This is a genomic window from Pseudomonas sp. G166, from assembly GCF_037027455.2.
GTDB lineage: Bacteria > Pseudomonadota > Gammaproteobacteria > Pseudomonadales > Pseudomonadaceae > Aquipseudomonas.
This window is the reverse complement of record NZ_CP146985.1, coordinates 966,785-984,309: the sequence shown is the minus strand read 5'-3', so window position 1 is coordinate 984,309 and position 17,525 is coordinate 966,785. Positions and strand designations below refer to the sequence as shown.

Sequence of the window (17,525 nt, the reverse complement as noted above, 5' to 3'; positions counted from 1 at the left end):
ACGTCCATGCTGGAAACGATCCATCCGGCTCAAGTACTGACGACGAGACAGCAAGGCCAAGGGCATCATGCATCCCATGGCCTTTTTGCTTTCGGCGACATGCCTTGGGAAGTAGGCGAACCAAAGTGGGGATACGGAGGACGTTCACGAGGGCTGCTTGCCCTCACACCCATTGATCCTGATGTTTGCCAGTAGGAGTCCCAAGTATGTCGATCCAGGTCGAAGATTATTTCGCGCGCGAAACCTTCCAGAAAATGAAAGCGTTCGCCGACAAGCAGGAAACCCCGTTCGTGGTGATCGACACCGCGATGATCTCCAAGGCCTATGACGACCTGCGCGCTGGTTTCGAATTCGCCAAGGTCTACTACGCCGTCAAGGCCAACCCGGCGGTGGAAATCATCGACCTGCTCAAGGATAAAGGCTCGAACTTCGACATCGCCTCGATCTATGAGCTGGACAAGGTCATGAGCCGCGGCGTCGGCCCGGACCAGATCAGCTACGGCAACACCATCAAGAAATCCCGCGACATCCGCTACTTCTACGAGAAGGGCGTGCGCCTGTATGCCACCGACTCCGAAGCCGACCTGCGCAACATCGCCAAGGCCGCGCCGGGCTCGAAAGTCTATGTGCGTATTCTCACCGAAGGTTCGACCACCGCTGACTGGCCGTTGTCGCGCAAGTTCGGCTGCCAGACCGACATGGCCATGGACCTGCTGATCCTGGCTCGTGACCTGGGCCTGGTGCCGTATGGCATTTCGTTCCACGTCGGCTCGCAACAGCGCGACATCAGCGTCTGGGATGCGGCCATCGCCAAGGTCAAGGTGATCTTCGAACGCCTGAAAGAAGAAGACGGCATCGTCCTGAAGCTGATCAACATGGGCGGCGGCTTTCCGGCCAACTACATCACCCGCACCAACAGCCTGGAAACCTACGCCGAAGAAATCATCCGCTTCCTCAAGGAAGACTTCGGCGACGACCTGCCGGAAATCATCCTGGAGCCGGGCCGTTCGTTGATCGCCAACGCCGGCATCCTGGTCAGTGAAGTGGTGCTGGTGGCGCGCAAGTCCCGTACCGCTGTCGAGCGTTGGGTGTACACCGATGTGGGCAAGTTCTCCGGCCTGATCGAAACCATGGACGAAGCCATAAAGTTCCCGATCTGGACCGAGAAGAAAGGCGAGATGGAAGAAGTGGTTATCGCCGGCCCAACCTGCGACAGTGCCGACATCATGTACGAAAACTACAAGTATGGCTTGCCGCTGAACCTGGCCATCGGTGACCGCCTGTACTGGCTCTCGACCGGTGCCTACACCACCAGTTACAGCGCCGTGGAATTCAATGGCTTCCCGCCGCTGAAGTCGTTCTACGTATAACGCGCTGTTCGCCGGACCCGAAAGCCCGTGACTGTGTCACGGGCTTTTTTGTGGGCGCAAGGCTTGTTCGCGATGCAGGCAATGCGGTTTTTCAGAAGTCGAGGCGCCTGTTTCGCGAGCAAGCTTTGTTCCCACAGCCCGGCGGGGTGATGCGACGTTTCGATAAATCCTCTCGCCACAAGGAGGTGCTCGATACATCATCCACTTGGCTATCGGGCACAAAAAGCCTCGCTCATCCCCATAAAACATAGCTTTTATGTGTGTTTATGAATGATTCTCGATAACATGCGCGCCGTGATGAACAGTAATGACTCAAAGGCGAGTGACGTGTTGAAGAAAACCCTGTTCCAGTTGCACTGGTTTTTTGGCATCAGTGCCGGGCTGGTCCTGGCATTGATGGGCATTACCGGGGCGGCCGTATCGTTCCAGGACGAGATCCTGCGGGCGTTGAACCCGCAGGTGTTGATGGTCGAGAAACAACCGGCCGGCGTCCTGCCGCCTGCAGAACTGGTGGAACAGATCGAGGCCGCTTCCGGTAAAACCGTCGCCATGCTCTGGGTCGAGACCGACAGCGGCAACGCCGCCCGGGCGATCTTCGCCGCCCCACCCGGGGAGAAACGCGGCCCAATGCGCTATTTCAACCCCTACAACGGCCGGTTCATGGGCGATGTGGTGGGCCAGGACTTCTTCGGCCTGATGCTCAAGTTGCACCGCATCCTCGCCCTGGACGACGTGGGCCGGCAGATCACCGGGGCCTGCACGCTGATCCTGGTGTTTTTCTGCCTGTCCGGGCTGTACCTGCGCTGGCCGCGCCAGTGGCAAAGCTGGCGCGCCTGGCTGACCCTCGATTGGGCAAAAAAAGGCCGCAGCTTCAACTGGGACCTGCATTCGGTGGCCGGTACCTGGTGCCTGGTGTTTTATCTGCTGGCGGCACTGACCGGGCTGACCTGGTCTTACGAGTGGTACAACAAAGGCGTGACCCGCCTGCTTTCGGATTCACCCAAGGAGGAACGGGTGCGCAACCGCGGCCCGGCTCCTGAGGGCCCAGCGCCGGTCGCCGATTACCGGGCGATGTGGAGCAGCATCTATAGCGCCGCCGGTCCGGACCTGTCCGCCTATAACGTGCGCATGCCACCTGTGGCCGGGCAACCGGCCACGGTGTTCTACCTGCTGAAAAACTCCCCCCACGACCGGGCACTGAACCAACTCATCCTCGACCCGGTCACCGGTGTCGTCAGCCGACACAGCCGCTACAGTGACAAGAGCCTCAAGGCGCAGTTGCTGACCAGCATCTATGCCTTGCATGTCGGCAGTTATTTTGGCCTGCTCGGGCGGATCCTGGTGACCGTCGCCGCGCTGACCATGCCGCTGTTCTTCATCACCGGCTGGTTGCTGTACCTGGACCGTCGCCGCAAGAAGCGCCAGGTCAAGCAGGCACGCCAGGCACTCGCCGCCAACCCGAGCGATGCGCCGGCGTGGCTGATCGGTTTCGCCAGCCAGAGCGGTTTCGCCGAACAATTGGCCTGGCAGACCGCCGGCCAGCTCCAGGCCGCCGGGTTGCCGGTGAAGGTCCAGCCGCTGGCGGGTGTCAGCGAGCAAGACCTGAGCAGTTCCACCCACGCTTTGTTCGTTGTCAGCACCTTTGGTGACGGTGAGGGGCCGGACAGCGCCCGGGGTTTCGAGCGCAAGGTGCTGGGCCAGGCCCTGAGCCTGGAGCGCTTGCAATATTCCGTACTGGGCCTGGGCGACCGACAATACGAAAACTTCTGCGGTTTTGCCCGGCGCCTGCACGCCTGGCTGGCGGAGCAAGGTGGCAAAACCCTGTTCGCACCGGTGGAAGTCGACAGCGGCGACCCTTACGCCTTGCGTCACTGGCAACAACAATTGGCTGAGCTGACCGGCCAAGCTCCGCTGGACACCTGGCAGGCACCAAGCTTCGATAACTGGACACTCAGCCAACGCACCTTGCTCAACCCTGACAGCAGTGGCTCGGGCGTCTACCTGCTGGGCCTCACGCCCCCCAGCCCGAGCAGTTGGCTGGCCGGCGACCTGGTGGAGATCCTGCCGCGCAATGACCTGGGGGCCATCGAACACTTCCTCGACGGCCTGGGTATCTCCGGTAACGCGCGCGTGCAGGTCGACGGCTTGCCACAAAGCCTCGACCAGGCCTTGGCGACCCGCCACCTGCCGGAAAACCGCGCCCATCTGGTCGGCCTGCATGCCCAGGCATTGGTGGATGCACTGGCGCCGCTGGCGCTGCGCGAATACTCCATTGCCTCGATCCCGGCCGACGGCGTACTGGAGCTGATCGTGCGTCAGGAATGCCACGCCGACGGCAGCCTGGGCGTCGGTTCCGGTTGGCTCACCGAACACGCGCCGTTGGGCTGCGCCATCAGCCTGCGGGTGCGCCGCAACAGCGGCTTCCACCTGCCGCCCCAAGGCGTACCGATGATCCTGCTGGGCAATGGCACGGGCCTGGCCGGTCTGCGCAGCCTGCTCAAGGGCCGCGTCGCCGAAGGCATGCAACGCAACTGGCTGCTGTTTGGCGAGCGCAACCGCGAACACGACTTCCACTGCCGCGACGAACTGCAGGAATGGGTGACCTCCGGCGACCTGGAACGCCTGGACCTGGCGTTTTCCCGGGACCAGCAAGAAAAAATCTACGTCCAGGATCGCCTGCTGGAATCGGCGGCACTGCTCAAGCAATGGCTCGCCGACGGCGCAGTGATCTATGTCTGCGGCAGCCTGCAGGGTATGGCGTCAGGGGTGGATCACGTGCTCAACATGGTACTGGGACGCGAGGAAGTGGAACGGCTGATCGAGCAAGGGCGATATCGGCGGGATGTCTACTGACGGCCCCCAATTGCAAGTAACACCTCATCCCCCTGTGGGAACGAGCTTGCTCGCGATAGCAGAGTGTCAGCCGACCATGATGTCGACTGACCCGCCCTCATCGCGAGCAAGCTCGCTCCCACATGGGTCTTGTGCTGGGCTCCGGATCAAACCGGCTGCAACTTCTTCTCGAACACCGCCACGCCTTCCAAGTCCCGTAACACCACACTCATCTCCCCGCTCTGTCCGTCAATATTCACCTCGCCAAAGAACTGATACCCGGCAAACGGCGAGGTGTTCTGGGCCGGTGGTGCCTTCTGGAATACCACTTCGGGGCCGAAGGTCTTGTCCAGGGCATTGGGGCCGAAGCTGCCGGCGTTCAACGGCCCAGCGACGAACTCCCAGAACGGTTCAAAATCCTGGAACGCGGCCTGTTCCGGGTGGTAGTGGTGGGCGGCGCAATAGTGGACATCGGCGGTGAGCCAGACGTAGTTGCGCACTTGGTGCTTGCGCAAGTAACCGAGCAACTCGGCGATCTCCAGTTCGCGCCCCTGGGCCGGGCCCGGGTCACCGTTGGCGACCGCCTCCCAGCGCGGCACGCCGGGGCTGACCTCGCCATCCGGCACGCCCAGACCGATGGGCATGTCGGCGGCGATGACCTTCCATTGGGCGCGCGAGTGCTTCAATCCGCGCTTGAGCCAATCCAACTGTTCGCGCCCCAGGAAGGGCTTGGCCGCGCCGAGGTTGGCGTCATTGGCTGCGCGATAACTGCGCATGTCCAGCACGAACACATCCAGCATCGGCCCGTAACCGAGCTTGCGATAAATTCGCCCGCCGTGGTCGGCCTTCTGCAAGCGCATCGGCGCGTACTCCAGCCAGGCCTGCCGCGCCCGGCCAACGAGGCTGTGGATATCCTTGTTCTGGTAGCGCTCGTCCAGTTGCTTGCCTGGCGACCAGTTGTTGACCACTTCATGGTCGTCCCATTGCCAGATCTGCGGCACCTCGGCATTGAAGCGGCGCACGTTTTCATCCATCAGGTTATAGCGGTAGTTGCCGCGATACTCATCCAGGGTCTCGGCAACCTTGCTCTTGGCGTCGGTGGTGAGGTTGCGCCAGACGCGACCGCCCTCCGTGGGGATCTGCGCCGGTACCGGGCCGTCGGCGTAGATGGTGTCGCCGCTGTGGATAAAAAAGTCCGGCAGGCGCAGGCGCATGGCTTCATAGATGCGCATGCCGCCGATGTCCGGGTTGATCCCGAAACCCTGGCCGACGGTGTCGCCGCTCCAGACAAAGCGGATGTTGCGCTTGAACTGCGGCACGCTGCGCAAATGACCGAGCCAGGGCTCGCTGGCAACGCCACTCCGGGCGTCTTCGAAATGCACGCGGTAGAAAATCGCCTGGTCCGGTGGCAGCCCCGTGAGTTCGACCCGGGCGGTGAAATCGCTGCGCGAGTCGACCAGTGGCGAGACGATGCGGCGCGGATTACTGAATTTGCTGCGGGTGTCCCACTCCACCACCATCCGTGCCGGGCGGTCGCTGCGACTCCAGATCATCGCCCGGTCGCCCTGCAAATCGCCCGATTGCACACCATCGGTGAGCACCGGACGATCCTTGACCGAAGCCATCACCGCCGGCGCCAGCCCCGGCAACAACAACCCCGCCCCCACAGCCTGCATCACACGGCGACGGCCCAGGTCGAATTCGCTCATGGTGCTCTCCCTTAAATGGGGAGACTTAAGCATGGCAGTGTTAATCGGGTGTGACAGGGATCTTGTGAACACCCCAAAACCATTGTGGGAGCGAGCTTGCTCGCGATAGCGGTGTATCAGCCGACAAAAATGTGGTCTGACACTCCGCTATCGCGAGCAAGCTCGCTCCCACAGGGGATTTCATTGCTTCAAGGGAGGGGTCAGGCCTTTGCCGGCTCCAACGCCATCTCCACCACCTCAGGCCGTTTGAGCAGTGCATACGCCACGGCCGTCAGCAGGCTCCCCGCCACGATCGCCAGCAAGTACAACAGCGCATGGTTGATGGCATTAGGGATCAGCATCACGAACAGGCCTCCATGGGGGGCCATGAGTTTGCAGCCGAAGTACATCGACAGCGCACCGGTCAGCGCGCCACCGGCAATGCTGGCCGGGATCACCCGCAGCGGGTCCTTGGCGGCGAACGGAATCGCCCCTTCGGAGATGAAGCACAGCCCCAATACCAGCGCGGCTTTACCGGCCTCGCGCTCGGTCTGGGCGAACTTGCGCCGGGCGATGAAGGTGGCGATGCCCAGGCCAATCGGCGGCACCATCCCGGCGGCCATGGTCGCGGCCATCGGGGCATAACTTTGCGAAGCCAACAGCCCCACCGAAAACGCATAGGCGGCCTTGTTGATCGGCCCGCCAAGATCGACGCACATCATCGCCCCCAGCAATACGCCCAGCAGAATCGCGTTGGTGGTGCCCATGCTGTCGAGGAAGTGGGTCAGCGCCTCGAGCATGCCCGCCACCGGTTTGCCAACGATGTAAATCATCACCAGCCCGGTGACCAGGCTCGCCAGCAGCGGGATGATCAGGATCGGCTTGAGCGCTTCCAGGCTCTGGGGCAGACGTGCGTAGCGGTTGATCGCCTTGGCCACGTAACCGGCCAGGAAACCGGCGATGATCCCGCCGATGAAACCGGCGCCCAAGGTGCTCGCGAGCATCCCGCCGATCATCCCCGGCGCCAGGCCCGGGCGGTCGGCGATGGAATAGGCGATGTAACCGGCCAGCAGCGGCACCATCAATTTGAACGCGGTGTCGCCGCCGATCTGCATCAGCGCCGCCGCCAGCGTGCCAGGTTCCTTGAACGCGGTGATGCCGAACACGAACGACAAGGCAATCAACAGACCACCGGCCACCACCATCGGCAGCATGAACGACACGCCGGTCAGCAAGTGTTTATAGACGCCGGTCTTTTCCGACTTGGCCGGGCCTGAGGCACCGCTCGCGGCGCTTTCCTGACGGCCTTCGACCAACGCCTTGTTCAGCGTCGCTTCGGCTTGTTTCAAGGCGATGCCGGTGCTGCAGCGGAAGATCTTCTTGCCGGCAAAACGCTCGGTGGCGACTTCGATGTCGGTGGCCAGCAGCACCACATCGGCCTCGGCGATGGCCTCGGGGCTCAACGGATTGCGTGCGCCCACCGAGCCCTGGGTTTCCACTTGCAGGTCGTAGCCAAGTTTCTTCGCCGCCTGCTGCAACGCCTCGGCGGCCATGAAGGTGTGGGCAACGCCGGTTGGGCAAGCGGTGATGGCAACCAGACGCGGAGCGCGGTCAGCCGATACCGGTGCAACCTCTTCCAGTACATCCGACTCGACAAAAACCTTGGCTTCTTCGGCGCCGCGACGCAGCACCGAATCGACATCTTGCAGGGCTTGCGCCGGGGTGCTGCGGAACAGGCGCTTGCCGACGAAGCGCGACATATCCACCGGGCCGCTGGCGACCAGCAACACCCACTCGGCCGCTTCAAGGGTCGCGGCCGACAACTGGCGTTCCGGGTGAGCCGCATCATGTACTTCGACACTGGTGCTCCAACCCTGGCGCTGAGCCGCCGCGTCCAGCAGGCGGGCGCACAACACACTGGTGACCATGCCGTTGGGGCAGGCCGTCACAATGGCTAATTTCATCTTGCGAACCCTCTTATTGTTCTGTCAGGGGGCGCACGCGCACGCCCTGTTCAAGCGACGCCAGCAACGCGGTGTCGTGGATACCAAAACCGATCTGCGTGACTGCCATGGCCGCAATGGCCGTGGCGGTGCGCAGGGTCTGCTCCGGCGTGTCGGCGCTGAGCAGGCCGTGCAGCATGCCGGCCAGCAGCGAATCCCCGGCGCCCACGGTGCTGGCGACGCTGACCTTGGGTGGCGAGGCATGCAGGGCCGAACCGACGCTGAACCAATTCACGCCATCAGCACCGTGGGAAATCACCACATGCTCGATGCCCTGGGCATGCAGACGCTGCGCCGCTTGGGCCTGGGCCAATTCGCTCACCACTTCGCAACCCAGCGCATCGGCCAGCTCTTCGGTGTTCGGCTTGATCAACCACGGCCCCGCTGCCAGTGCAACGCGCAACGCTTCACCACTGGTGTCGAGGGCCACGTTCAGGCCGAGTTTTTTCAAGCGTGTGATCAACGCCTGCAACCATTGCGGGCTGACACCACGGGGCAAGCTACCGGCCACCACCACGACGTCGTGGCCGGGAGCGATCTGCTCCAGGCGCTCCAGCAACGCCTGCTGCGCGGCTTCGTCGACTACTGGGCCCGGACCGTTGAGATCAGTGATGCGGCCATCCCGCTCGGCCAGCTTGATGTTGCTGCGGGTTTCGCCGGGCACGCGGATAAAAGCGTCGACAAACCCGCGTTGGATGAACAGCGCCTCGAACATCTGGGCGTTGTCTTCGCCAAGAAAACCACTGACCGTCAGTGTATGGCCGAGGTCGGCCAACACCTGGGCCACGTTCACGCCCTTGCCGGCGGCGTGGGCGTGCATGGCGTCGCTGCGGTTGACCTGGCCCGGTTCCAGGCGCGCCAACTCCACCGTGAGGTCAAGCGCCGGGTTCAGGGTCAGGGTAAGAATCTTCGCCATTACAGCGCCTCCACTAATGCGCGCACGTCATCGGCGCTGCCCACGGCCAAGGCCTCTTGGGCCAGGGTTTGTACCTGCGCGAGGCTCAGTTCGCGGACCCGCGCCTTGACCTCGGCAATGCTGCGGGCCGAAACGCTCAACTCGTCCACACCCAGGCCCACCAATACCGGCACCGCCAACGGGTCGGCCGCCAATTCGCCGCACACGCCGACCCATTTGCCATGGGCATGGGCGGCACGCACGGTGATGTCGATCAGTTGCAGCACCGCCGGATGCAAGCCATCGGCCTGGGCCGAAAGGGTTGGGTGACCACGGTCGATGGCCAGGGTGTATTGCGTCAGGTCGTTGGTGCCGACGCTGAAAAAGTCGACTTCCTTGGCCAGCACCGGCGCCAGCAACGCGGCGGACGGGATTTCGATCATGATCCCCAGTTGCAGGTCCGCCACGGGGATTTCCAGGCGCAGGCGCTCGGTCATGGCCCGGGCCTGGCGCCACTCATCGACGCTGCCGACCATCGGGAACATGATCCGCAATGGACGGTTGTCGGCCGAGCGCAGCAACGCGCGCAATTGTGCTTCCATGATCAGCGGACGTTGCAGTGTCAGGCGAATGCCACGCACGCCGAGGAACGGGTTTTCTTCTTTCGCGATCGGCCAATATGGCAGCGGTTTGTCACCGCCCACGTCCAGGGTGCGCACCACCAATGGCCGCCCGCCCAAGCCATCGAGGACCTTGCGATATTCGGCTTCCTGGGTCGCTTCGTCTGGCGCCTGGTTGTGGGCCATGAAAATCAGTTCGGTACGCAACAAGCCGATGCCCTCGGCACCCTGCTCCACCGCGCTGGCGACGCCGGCGCTCTCACCGATGTTGGCAAACACTTCCACGGCGTGGCCGTCACGGGTCAGCGCCGGTTGATGGCGCTGCTCGGCGGCGACCTTGAGGCGCTGCTCGCGGGTGTCGCGCTCCTCAGCGGCCCGTTGCAGAGTGGACGCATCCGGGTCGACGTGCAGGCGCCCGCGCTGGCCGTCCAGCAACAACGACGTGCCCGGCGCCAGCAGCAACACGGCCGCACCGGCACCTACCAGCGCCGGAATACCCAAGGCCCGGGCAACGATGGCGCTGTGGGCGGTGGCGCCGCCGCGCGCGGTAAGAATCCCTGCCACCCGGGTCGGGTCCAGACGGGCCACGTCAGACGGACCGACTTCATCCATCACCAGGATGTAGGGTTGATCGGGTTCGTTCGGGGTCTGGACACCGCACAATTGCGCCAGCACCCGACGGCCAACGTCCCGCAGATCGGCGGCTCGTTCAGCGAGCAGCGCGTCCTGCAAGGCCTCCTGCTCTTTCGCGGCGGCTTCGATCACGCCCATCCACGCCGCTTGCGCGCTTTCACCCAGCTTCAAACGGGTGTCAACTTCGTCGGTCAGCTCCGGGTCGTCGAGCATTTCCTGGTGGGTGATGAAAATTTCGCGAATAGCCTTGGCCTTGGCGCGTTCGACCAGGCCTTGGATATCGCGGCGCACCTGGTTCAAGGCGTTTTGCAGGCGCTCGCGTTCGATGGCCGCCGACTCACCGCGCAACGGATAATCGATGGCTTGCAGCACTTGGATGTGGGCCGGGCCGATGGCAATGCCCGGGGCGGCGGCGACGGCCTGGATCAGGCTGCCGGATTCGGGCGCGAGCATGACGGTGGCGACTTCGGCCATCGCGGGCTCTCGCGGCGCACTCGGTGGCGGCAGCGGTTCGACTTCTTCGCCAAGACCTTCCTCGATGGCCGCCAGCAGCGCCGGCAACGCGTCGTTGGCAATGCTCGGTTCGGCAATGAACTCCAGGACCTGACCACGACGAGCGCCCAGACTCAGCAGTTTGCTCAGGCTCTTGACCGACACGGCACTGTCCTGGCCGTCAACGATGCGCACGCGGATTTCGCCTTCGAAACTTTTCGCCAACTGCGCGAGGATCTTCGCCGGGCGTGCATGTAAACCATGGGCATTGGCCAGGCCGATGCGCGCGCTGGGCCAGTCGGCGGGTAGTTCACCGCCGAGCACTTCCAATACTTTGCGGCTGCTGGTGGCGCGGCCCAGCTCGTGGCCACGGCCTTCGATCAGCAACGCGCAGAGCCGCTCCAGCAAGGCCTGGTGGGCTTCGCCGAGGCTGGCGAGGCAGAACAGCCCGCTCAACGGCTGGCCGAGGTAGCGGATCGGTTTGTCCGGGGTCACGAAGGCCAGGCCCGGGCGCTTGACGGTCTGTTCGCTATGCAACCACCACAGGCCATCGCCCAGGGGCAGCGCTTCGACTTGCTGCAGCACGCCAGCAAAGCCGTTACTGACACAGTCAGCCTGGCGCAGCAGCCGAGCGCCGCGCCACACCAACTCTTCGAAATCGTCAGCCGATACACCGAGGCCGATCATCTGCGCGTCCAGGGCCAGTTCCTGCGGCGCGCCTTGCAACAGTTTCAACAAGGCCTCGGCGGAACCGGCACGGCGCAGGGCTTGGCCGACGTCGGTCTCACCCAGGGCACGGGTCAGCAGTTGCAACAGGCGCAGGTGTTCGTCGGACTTGGCCGCAATGCCGATGGCCAGGTAAACGATCTGGCCATCGCCCCAGTCCACGCCTTCGGGGAATTGCAGCAGGCGCACGCCGGTCGAATTAACCAGACTGCGGGTTTGCGGAGTACCGTGGGGAATGGCAATACCTTGGCCAAGAAAGGTCGAGCCCTGGGCTTCGCGGGCCTGCAAGCCGGCGAGGTAGCCCTCAGCCACCAGGCCATCGGCCACCAGTTTGTCAGCGAGCAGTTGCAGCGCAGCGTCTTTATCCACAGCCGTCTGAGCCATGGATATCTGCTCTAGAGTGAGCTCGAGCATGCTTTCTCCTTTTTGGCGTCCGGTTGGCGCCAGGTATTGTTTTGAATGAATCAGCTTAGCGTTACAGGATGGCTTTTGGCGGTATCGCGGCAGCACGGCCAAAAAATCCTGCTAACCTTGAAAATACGCTTGCTGAAACGTTTAATCTAGAAAGATTGGCACGTTACTCGATAATCTCTCATCCTTGAAGTGCAACTTGTCGTAAGCGCTTGGACGGTGACCGTCATCTCGAATCGGGTAGGATGGCCCTTATTGTCGGGGCAAACTCGAAAAAATAAGGAAAACCGGGTTGAAACTCAGTGATATTGCCCAGTTGGCCGGTGTGTCCGTGACCACCGCCAGCTATGTCATCAATGGCAAGGCCGAACAACAACGCATCAGCAGCGCCACCGTCGAACGGGTGCGGGCGGTGGTCGAAGAACATGGTTTCACCCCCAACCCCCAGGCCGCCGGGCTGCGCAGCCGGCACACCCGTACCCTGGGTTTCATCCTGCCGGACCTGGAAAACCCCAGTTACGCGCGTATCGCCAAGCTGCTGGAACAGGGCGCACGGGCACGGGGCTATCAATTGCTGATCGCCAGCTCCGACGACGCTCCCGACAGCGAGCGGCAATTGCTGCAGCTGTTCCGCGCCCGGCGCTGCGATGCGCTGATCGTTGCCAGTTGTTTGCCAAGCGGTGACGACAGTTACCGTCAATTGCAGGCCAAGGGCATTCCGATCATCGCCATCGACCGGGTGATGGAGCCTGCGCACTTCTGCTCGGTCATCAGCGACGACCGCCAGGCCAGCCTGCAACTGACCCGCAGCCTGCTGGAGACCCATCCTCGGCAAATCGCGCTGATCAGCGCCCGCCCCGAGCTGAGCATCAGCCAGGAACGGACCGCTGGCTTTCGCGAGGCTTTGGCCGGGTTCGAAGGCCAGGTGCTGATCGAGCACGGCGAGTCGTTCAGCCGTGAGTGCGGTCGCCAGTTGATGAATGAAATGCTCGCGCGTCTGGGGCACCTGCCCGATGCGCTGATCACCACTTCCTATGTGCTGCTGCAAGGGGTGTTCGACGCCCTGCACGATTTCCCGCTCAAGTCGCGCCCGCTGCGCCTGGGCACCTTTGGCGACACGCAATTGCTGGACTTCCTGCCGCTGCCGGTCAACGCCATGTCCCAACAACATCAACTGATCGCCGACAAGGCGTTGGAGTTGGCACTGGCGGCCATCGAAAACGATGACTACCGCCCCGGTGTGCAGGCCATTGCGCGGACCTTCAAGCAGCGCATTCATCAGGGCTGAGCATTTTTTAGGATTGAAGCGTGGAGCTGATCGACACCCACACCCACCTGGATTTCCCGGACTTCGACGCGGACCGCCCGGCGCTGCTGGCCGCAAGCCGCGCCTTGGGCGTCCGGCAAATGGTGGTGTTGGGGGTGTATCGGGACAACTGGCAGCGGGTCTGGGACCTGGTGCAAGGCGACCCCGACCTGCACGCCGCCCTGGGCCTGCACCCGGTTTATCTGGACCAGCATCGCCCCGAAGACCTGACGCAATTGCGCGAGTGGCTGACCCGCCTGGCTGGGCATCGACAGCTGTGTGCGGTGGGGGAAATCGGCCTGGATTACTACATCGAAGCCCTGGACCGTGAGCGCCAGCAGGCGTTGTTCGAAGCGCAACTGCAACTGGCGGCGGAATTCGAACTGCCGGCGCTGATCCACGTGCGCCGCAGCCATGCCGCGGTGATCGCCACCCTCAAGCGCATTGGCCTCAAGCGTGCGGGGATTATCCACGCCTTCGCCGGCAGTTTTGAAGAGGCCCGCGAGTACATCAAGCTTGGCTTCAAGCTCGGCCTCGGCGGTGCCGCCACTTGGCCCCAGGCCTTGCGCATGCACCGGGTGCTGGCGAAATTGCCGCTGCAAGCGGTGGTGCTGGAAACCGACTCACCGGACATGGCCCCGGCGATGTTTCCCGGACAGCGCAACAGCCCGGCGCATTTGCCAGCGATTTGCGCGGCGCTGGCGGGGGTCATGGCGGTGACGCCTGAGCGTCTGGCCGAGGCCAGTACCGCCAACGCCCGCGAACTGTTCAACTGGTGAAACACCTGTGGGAGCGAGCTTGCTCGCGATGGCGGAGTGTCAGGCAACTATTTGTCGACTGATGCTCCGCCATCGCGAGCAAGCTCGCTCCCACAATGGTGCTGTGACAGGCCTAAAAATTACACCCGAAACGCATTGATCAACTGCTTGAGCTGCACCACCTGCGCGGACAACTCTCGGCTGGCGTCTTCGGTCTGGTGCGCGCCTTGCGCGGTACGTTCGCCGGCACGGTTGATTTCGACAATGTTCTGGTCGATGTCGTGGGCCACTGCTGTCTGCTGCTCCACGGCAGCAGCGATCTGCTGGTTCTGGTCAACGATCATGCCGACAGCACCGAGGATATTTTCCAGGGCCTGCTGGACCTTTTCCGACTGACCGACCGTGCCGCTGGCCATCTCATGACTGGTACCCATGGCCTTGACGGCGGCCCCCACGCCGCCATGCAGACGGCTGATCATCGCTTCGATTTCTTCGGTCGATTGCTGGGTTCGCTTGGCCAGGGTCCGCACTTCATCGGCCACCACCGCAAAGCCGCGCCCCTGTTCTCCAGCCCGAGCCGCCTCGATGGCGGCGTTGAGGGCCAGCAGGTTGGTCTGCTCGGCGATGCTCTTGATCACGTCCAGTACCCGGCTGATGGCCTGGCTGTCAGTCGCCAGTTGATTGATCACCTGCACCGACTGATCGATCTCGCTGGCCAACCGGGCGATGCTGCCCTGTTGGGACTCCACCAGCCCACGCCCGCTGAGGGTTTCGTCGTTCACACTATGGGCGCTGCTCACCGCTGCGGCGGCACTGCGCGCCACTTCCTGGGCCGTGGCCGACATCTGGTTCATCGCCGTGGCCACCAGTTCGATCTGGCTGCGCTGCCCGGCGACGGCCTGGTTACTCTGGGCCGATACCGTTTCCACCTGCCCGGCCTGGCGTTCGACTTCAGCAACGGTGCGGCCGACCTGCTCGATCAAGTCATGGATCTTCGCCACCGTGCCGTTGAACACTTCGCCCAACTCGCCCAGCTCATCCTTGCTGCGAGCCACGAAATTGACCGTCATGTCCCCTGCGGCGACCTTGTCCATCATCTGGCCGAGGTCTTGGAGCGTGGTGCGGGTCGAAGCGTAGAAGCCGGCATACAGATAAAAAATCAATAGAAACACCAACGCCAACGCGGCGGCTTGCAACACCATATGGCTGCGATTCTGTTCCAGACGCTGCTGCAACTGGACACCGAGAAAGCCCTGGGTCGCCTCATTCAGCCGGTAAGTCTGCTCCATCAGGCTGCTGACCTGCTCATAAAATGCCGGCCATGGCGCATCGAGGGTGTCGGCCATCACCACCTGCTCTTCGATCAGCTCACTGGCCTTTTTAAGGGTGCTCTTGCTGCCGCTGGCCTGATCGGCAAGAGCCTGCCCGGCGGCCTTGCTGGAGCCCAGGGCATCCTGCAGCTTCAAGTCATATTCACCCTGGAGTTTTTCGATCTGTGCCAGCAACTCGTCGAACCGGGTGCTCGACGCCGAATTGAGAAACCCCAATCCCAGCGAGGAAGCCCCCAGCGCCCGGCCATCGCCGAGGAGCTGGGTGACCTTGGGGGTAATGCCGATAATCAGTTCGGTGACCTGACGAATATCGCTCTGGTTGTCGCGGCTCAGACCCGCCTGGCTGGCGATGATCTGGTTGAACACCTGCGCACTGTTGAGCAGCTTGCCAATCGACGCGCTTTTGCTTTGCAGGGAGCTTTCGGCCTGCTGGGTCTTGAACGCGGCAATCATTTCGTCGCGTTTGGCATCGAAGGCGCTGACCTGCTCAGGCTCGACCGCCATGGCCGTCATGCCTTGCAGGCGCGCAAGCACGTGTTGCTCGAGGGTGCCAATCTGCGCTTCCACATCACCGGCCTTGCCGGACTGGCCCAGGCTGGCGTTGATTTGCACCAGGTTGTTCAGGGTTTCCAGGTCCCGCCGCAGGGTCAGGCTACTGCCCAGCAGGTCGAGGCTTTGCAGCTCCACTTGGGTACCTTGGAACTCCCGATAGGAATCACGCACCAGAAAGAAATTGGTCACCAGCATCGGCAGCAAAAACAACACGCTGATCAGGCTGAACTTCATGCCGAAGCTCAGGCGGTTCATCAGCGCGACGGCGGGCCAGAGCAAACTCTTCACTAGGAAGTCTCCCGGTAGGTTTTTTATTTTTATGGGCAGGCGCGCAGGGACAGCAGAAAGCCACTATTCGGGCGCTGTCTCTGTATAGCTTAAATCGATGGGGAGATTTGTAACTTAAGGTTAACGAGAAAGGCCTGACATGATTTTGTGGCGAGGCCGTTTATCTGTGGGAGCAGGGCTTGCTCCCACAGAACTCCCTCGCCACCAGAGAACGTGCTTGCCTAAGCCAACACCGTCCACAACGCAAACCCGGCATACCAGAGCACCGCCGAACGCAGCAGCAACTCCCAGAGCCGATCCAGGCTGTTGATGCCATCCGGCCCGGCGACGGGCGCGGGAATCTCGCCGGCCACCAGGCCAACCTTGTCGATGAGGTCGGCGGCGCTGATGTTCCAGTTCAACAGCTCATGGAGCATGACCCGGCTGACCGCCACGAAGTTGCCCACCAGGGCGAAGCTCGCCGCCAGCAGCCGCACCGGCACCCAGTCGAAGGCATGGCGCATCTGCGCGGCCCGCTCGGCCACGCCGGCGTTCTGGCTGTGCTCGGCGGCCAGGGCCAGCAGGCGATAGCTCAGGGCCGCGACCGGGCCCAACAGGAAGTACCAGAAAATCACCGCAAAAAAGCTCTGGTAGGCCTGCCACAACAAATGCCCCTGGACCCGCTCCAGCAACCGCTCGCCGTCATCGGCTTCAATACCCAGGTCGCGCTTGGCCACATGGGCCGCCGCTTGCAGGTCTTCGCGACGCCACGCATCGCGAAACGGCCCCAGGTCTGCCAATAGATCGCCGCGCCCCAGGCTGTAAATCACCACTAGCAAATGCACCGGCAACGCCAGCAGCCCATAGGCCACCGGCTCCAGCACCCACAGCAGCAGCGCCAGCACTGCCACGGGCAGCAGAACCATCACCACCAGCACCAACCAGGGCCGGTTAGCCCAACGCGGGCTCGCCTCCAGCTTGTTCAGTTCACGCAACCAACCGCCGTCGCGCTGGATCCGCTGGCGCAAGGCCGAGAACTTCTCGATCCAGACCGCCAGCAGCAACACCAGAAAACTCATTGTCCTTCCCCTTCTGTCAGGGCCACGCGATAGCGCGCCCAGTCAAATGCCGGCCCCGGATCGGTCTTGCGCCCAGGGGCAATGTCGCTGTGCCCGCAGATACGCTGCACCGTGATCGCCGTGAACGCTGCCTGCAACTGCCGGGTCAGGTCCACCAGTACGGCATATTGTGCGTCGGTGAAAGGCAGATCATCGGTGCCTTCAAGCTCGATGCCTATGGAAAAATCGTTACACGTCTCCCGCCCCTCAAAGCACGAGACGCCTGCATGCCACGCACGATCCAGACAGGAGACAAACTGGGTCACGTTGCCGTCACGCTCGATCAGGAAATGCGCAGACACGCGCAGGTCGGCAATACCGGCAAAGTAGGGATGTTCCGTGACATCCAGACGATTCTGGAAGAATTCCTGCACCTTGCCCGTGGCGAACTGTGCCGGCGGCAGGCTGATGTTGTGGATCACCAGCAGAGAGATCTCACCCTCGGGGCGCGCATTGAAGTTGGGTGATGGGCAATGACGCACGCCATCGCACCAACCGCTCGCGGGGTCCAGCTGCATACAGG

The 17,525-nt window shown here is 62.8% G+C and carries 11 protein-coding genes; 4 read left to right on the top strand and 7 right to left on the bottom strand.

The window, feature by feature from the left end:
- The first annotated feature begins 206 nt into the window (after positions 1 to 206).
- Positions 207 to 1,370: a type III PLP-dependent enzyme gene (locus tag SGN16_RS04230; protein ID WP_018611340.1), complete on the top strand. Its 1,164-nt coding sequence runs from the start codon at positions 207 to 209 to the stop codon at positions 1,368 to 1,370.
- Between the two features lie 327 nt (positions 1,371 to 1,697).
- Positions 1,698 to 4,223 (top strand): sulfite reductase flavoprotein subunit alpha, encoded by a 2,526-nt coding sequence (locus tag SGN16_RS04225; protein WP_335945670.1) that lies wholly within the window; start codon positions 1,698 to 1,700, stop codon positions 4,221 to 4,223.
- Between the two features lie 146 nt (positions 4,224 to 4,369).
- Here SGN16_RS04225 and SGN16_RS04220 read toward each other — a convergent pair whose 3' ends face one another.
- The 4 genes from SGN16_RS04220 to ptsP all read right to left on the bottom strand — a co-directional run bounded on the left by SGN16_RS04220 (position 4,370) and on the right by ptsP (position 11,673).
- Entirely contained in the window at positions 4,370 to 5,911 is a 1,542-nt protein-coding gene (locus SGN16_RS04220) for an alkaline phosphatase D family protein (protein WP_335945671.1), read from the bottom strand.
- Positions 5,912 to 6,111: 200 nt separating this feature from the next.
- Positions 6,112 to 7,854 carry a PTS fructose-like transporter subunit IIB gene (locus SGN16_RS04215; RefSeq protein WP_210642813.1) on the bottom strand — a complete coding sequence of 581 codons (1,743 nt, stop codon included), beginning with the start codon at positions 7,852 to 7,854 and terminating at the stop codon, positions 6,112 to 6,114.
- A 13-nt stretch (positions 7,855 to 7,867) separates the two neighbouring features.
- Complete coding sequence (pfkB, locus tag SGN16_RS04210; RefSeq protein WP_335945672.1) at positions 7,868 to 8,809, bottom strand: 1-phosphofructokinase; 942 nt, start codon at positions 8,807 to 8,809, stop codon at positions 7,868 to 7,870.
- Positions 8,809 to 11,673: a phosphoenolpyruvate--protein phosphotransferase gene (ptsP, locus tag SGN16_RS04205; RefSeq protein WP_335945673.1), complete on the bottom strand. Its 2,865-nt coding sequence runs from the start codon at positions 11,671 to 11,673 to the stop codon at positions 8,809 to 8,811. The genes pfkB and ptsP overlap by 1 nt, the downstream gene beginning before the upstream one ends.
- A gap of 289 nt (positions 11,674 to 11,962) precedes the next feature.
- Here ptsP and cra point away from each other — a divergent pair, with 289 nt between their 5' ends.
- Positions 11,963 to 12,958, top strand: coding sequence for a catabolite repressor/activator (gene cra / locus SGN16_RS04200; protein ID WP_210642810.1), 996 nt, complete (start codon positions 11,963 to 11,965; stop codon positions 12,956 to 12,958).
- Between the two features lie 20 nt (positions 12,959 to 12,978).
- On the top strand, positions 12,979 to 13,755 hold the full coding sequence (locus SGN16_RS04195; RefSeq protein ID WP_335945674.1) for a TatD family hydrolase: 777 nt from the start codon (positions 12,979 to 12,981) through the stop codon (positions 13,753 to 13,755).
- A gap of 119 nt (positions 13,756 to 13,874) precedes the next feature.
- On the opposite strand, the gene SGN16_RS04190 is transcribed toward SGN16_RS04195, so the two are convergent.
- The 3 genes from SGN16_RS04190 to ampD form a co-directional block, all read right to left on the bottom strand.
- Positions 13,875 to 15,905 (bottom strand): methyl-accepting chemotaxis protein, encoded by a 2,031-nt coding sequence (locus SGN16_RS04190; protein ID WP_335943898.1) that lies wholly within the window; start codon positions 15,903 to 15,905, stop codon positions 13,875 to 13,877.
- A 221-nt stretch (positions 15,906 to 16,126) separates the two neighbouring features.
- Positions 16,127 to 16,963 carry a regulatory signaling modulator protein AmpE gene (ampE, locus tag SGN16_RS04185; protein WP_210642807.1) on the bottom strand — a complete coding sequence of 279 codons (837 nt, stop codon included), beginning with the start codon at positions 16,961 to 16,963 and terminating at the stop codon, positions 16,127 to 16,129.
- Positions 16,960 to 17,520 (bottom strand): 1,6-anhydro-N-acetylmuramyl-L-alanine amidase AmpD, encoded by a 561-nt coding sequence (gene ampD, locus SGN16_RS04180; RefSeq protein WP_210642806.1) that lies wholly within the window; start codon positions 17,518 to 17,520, stop codon positions 16,960 to 16,962. The genes ampE and ampD overlap by 4 nt, the downstream gene beginning before the upstream one ends.
- Positions 17,521 to 17,525 lie beyond the last annotated feature (5 nt).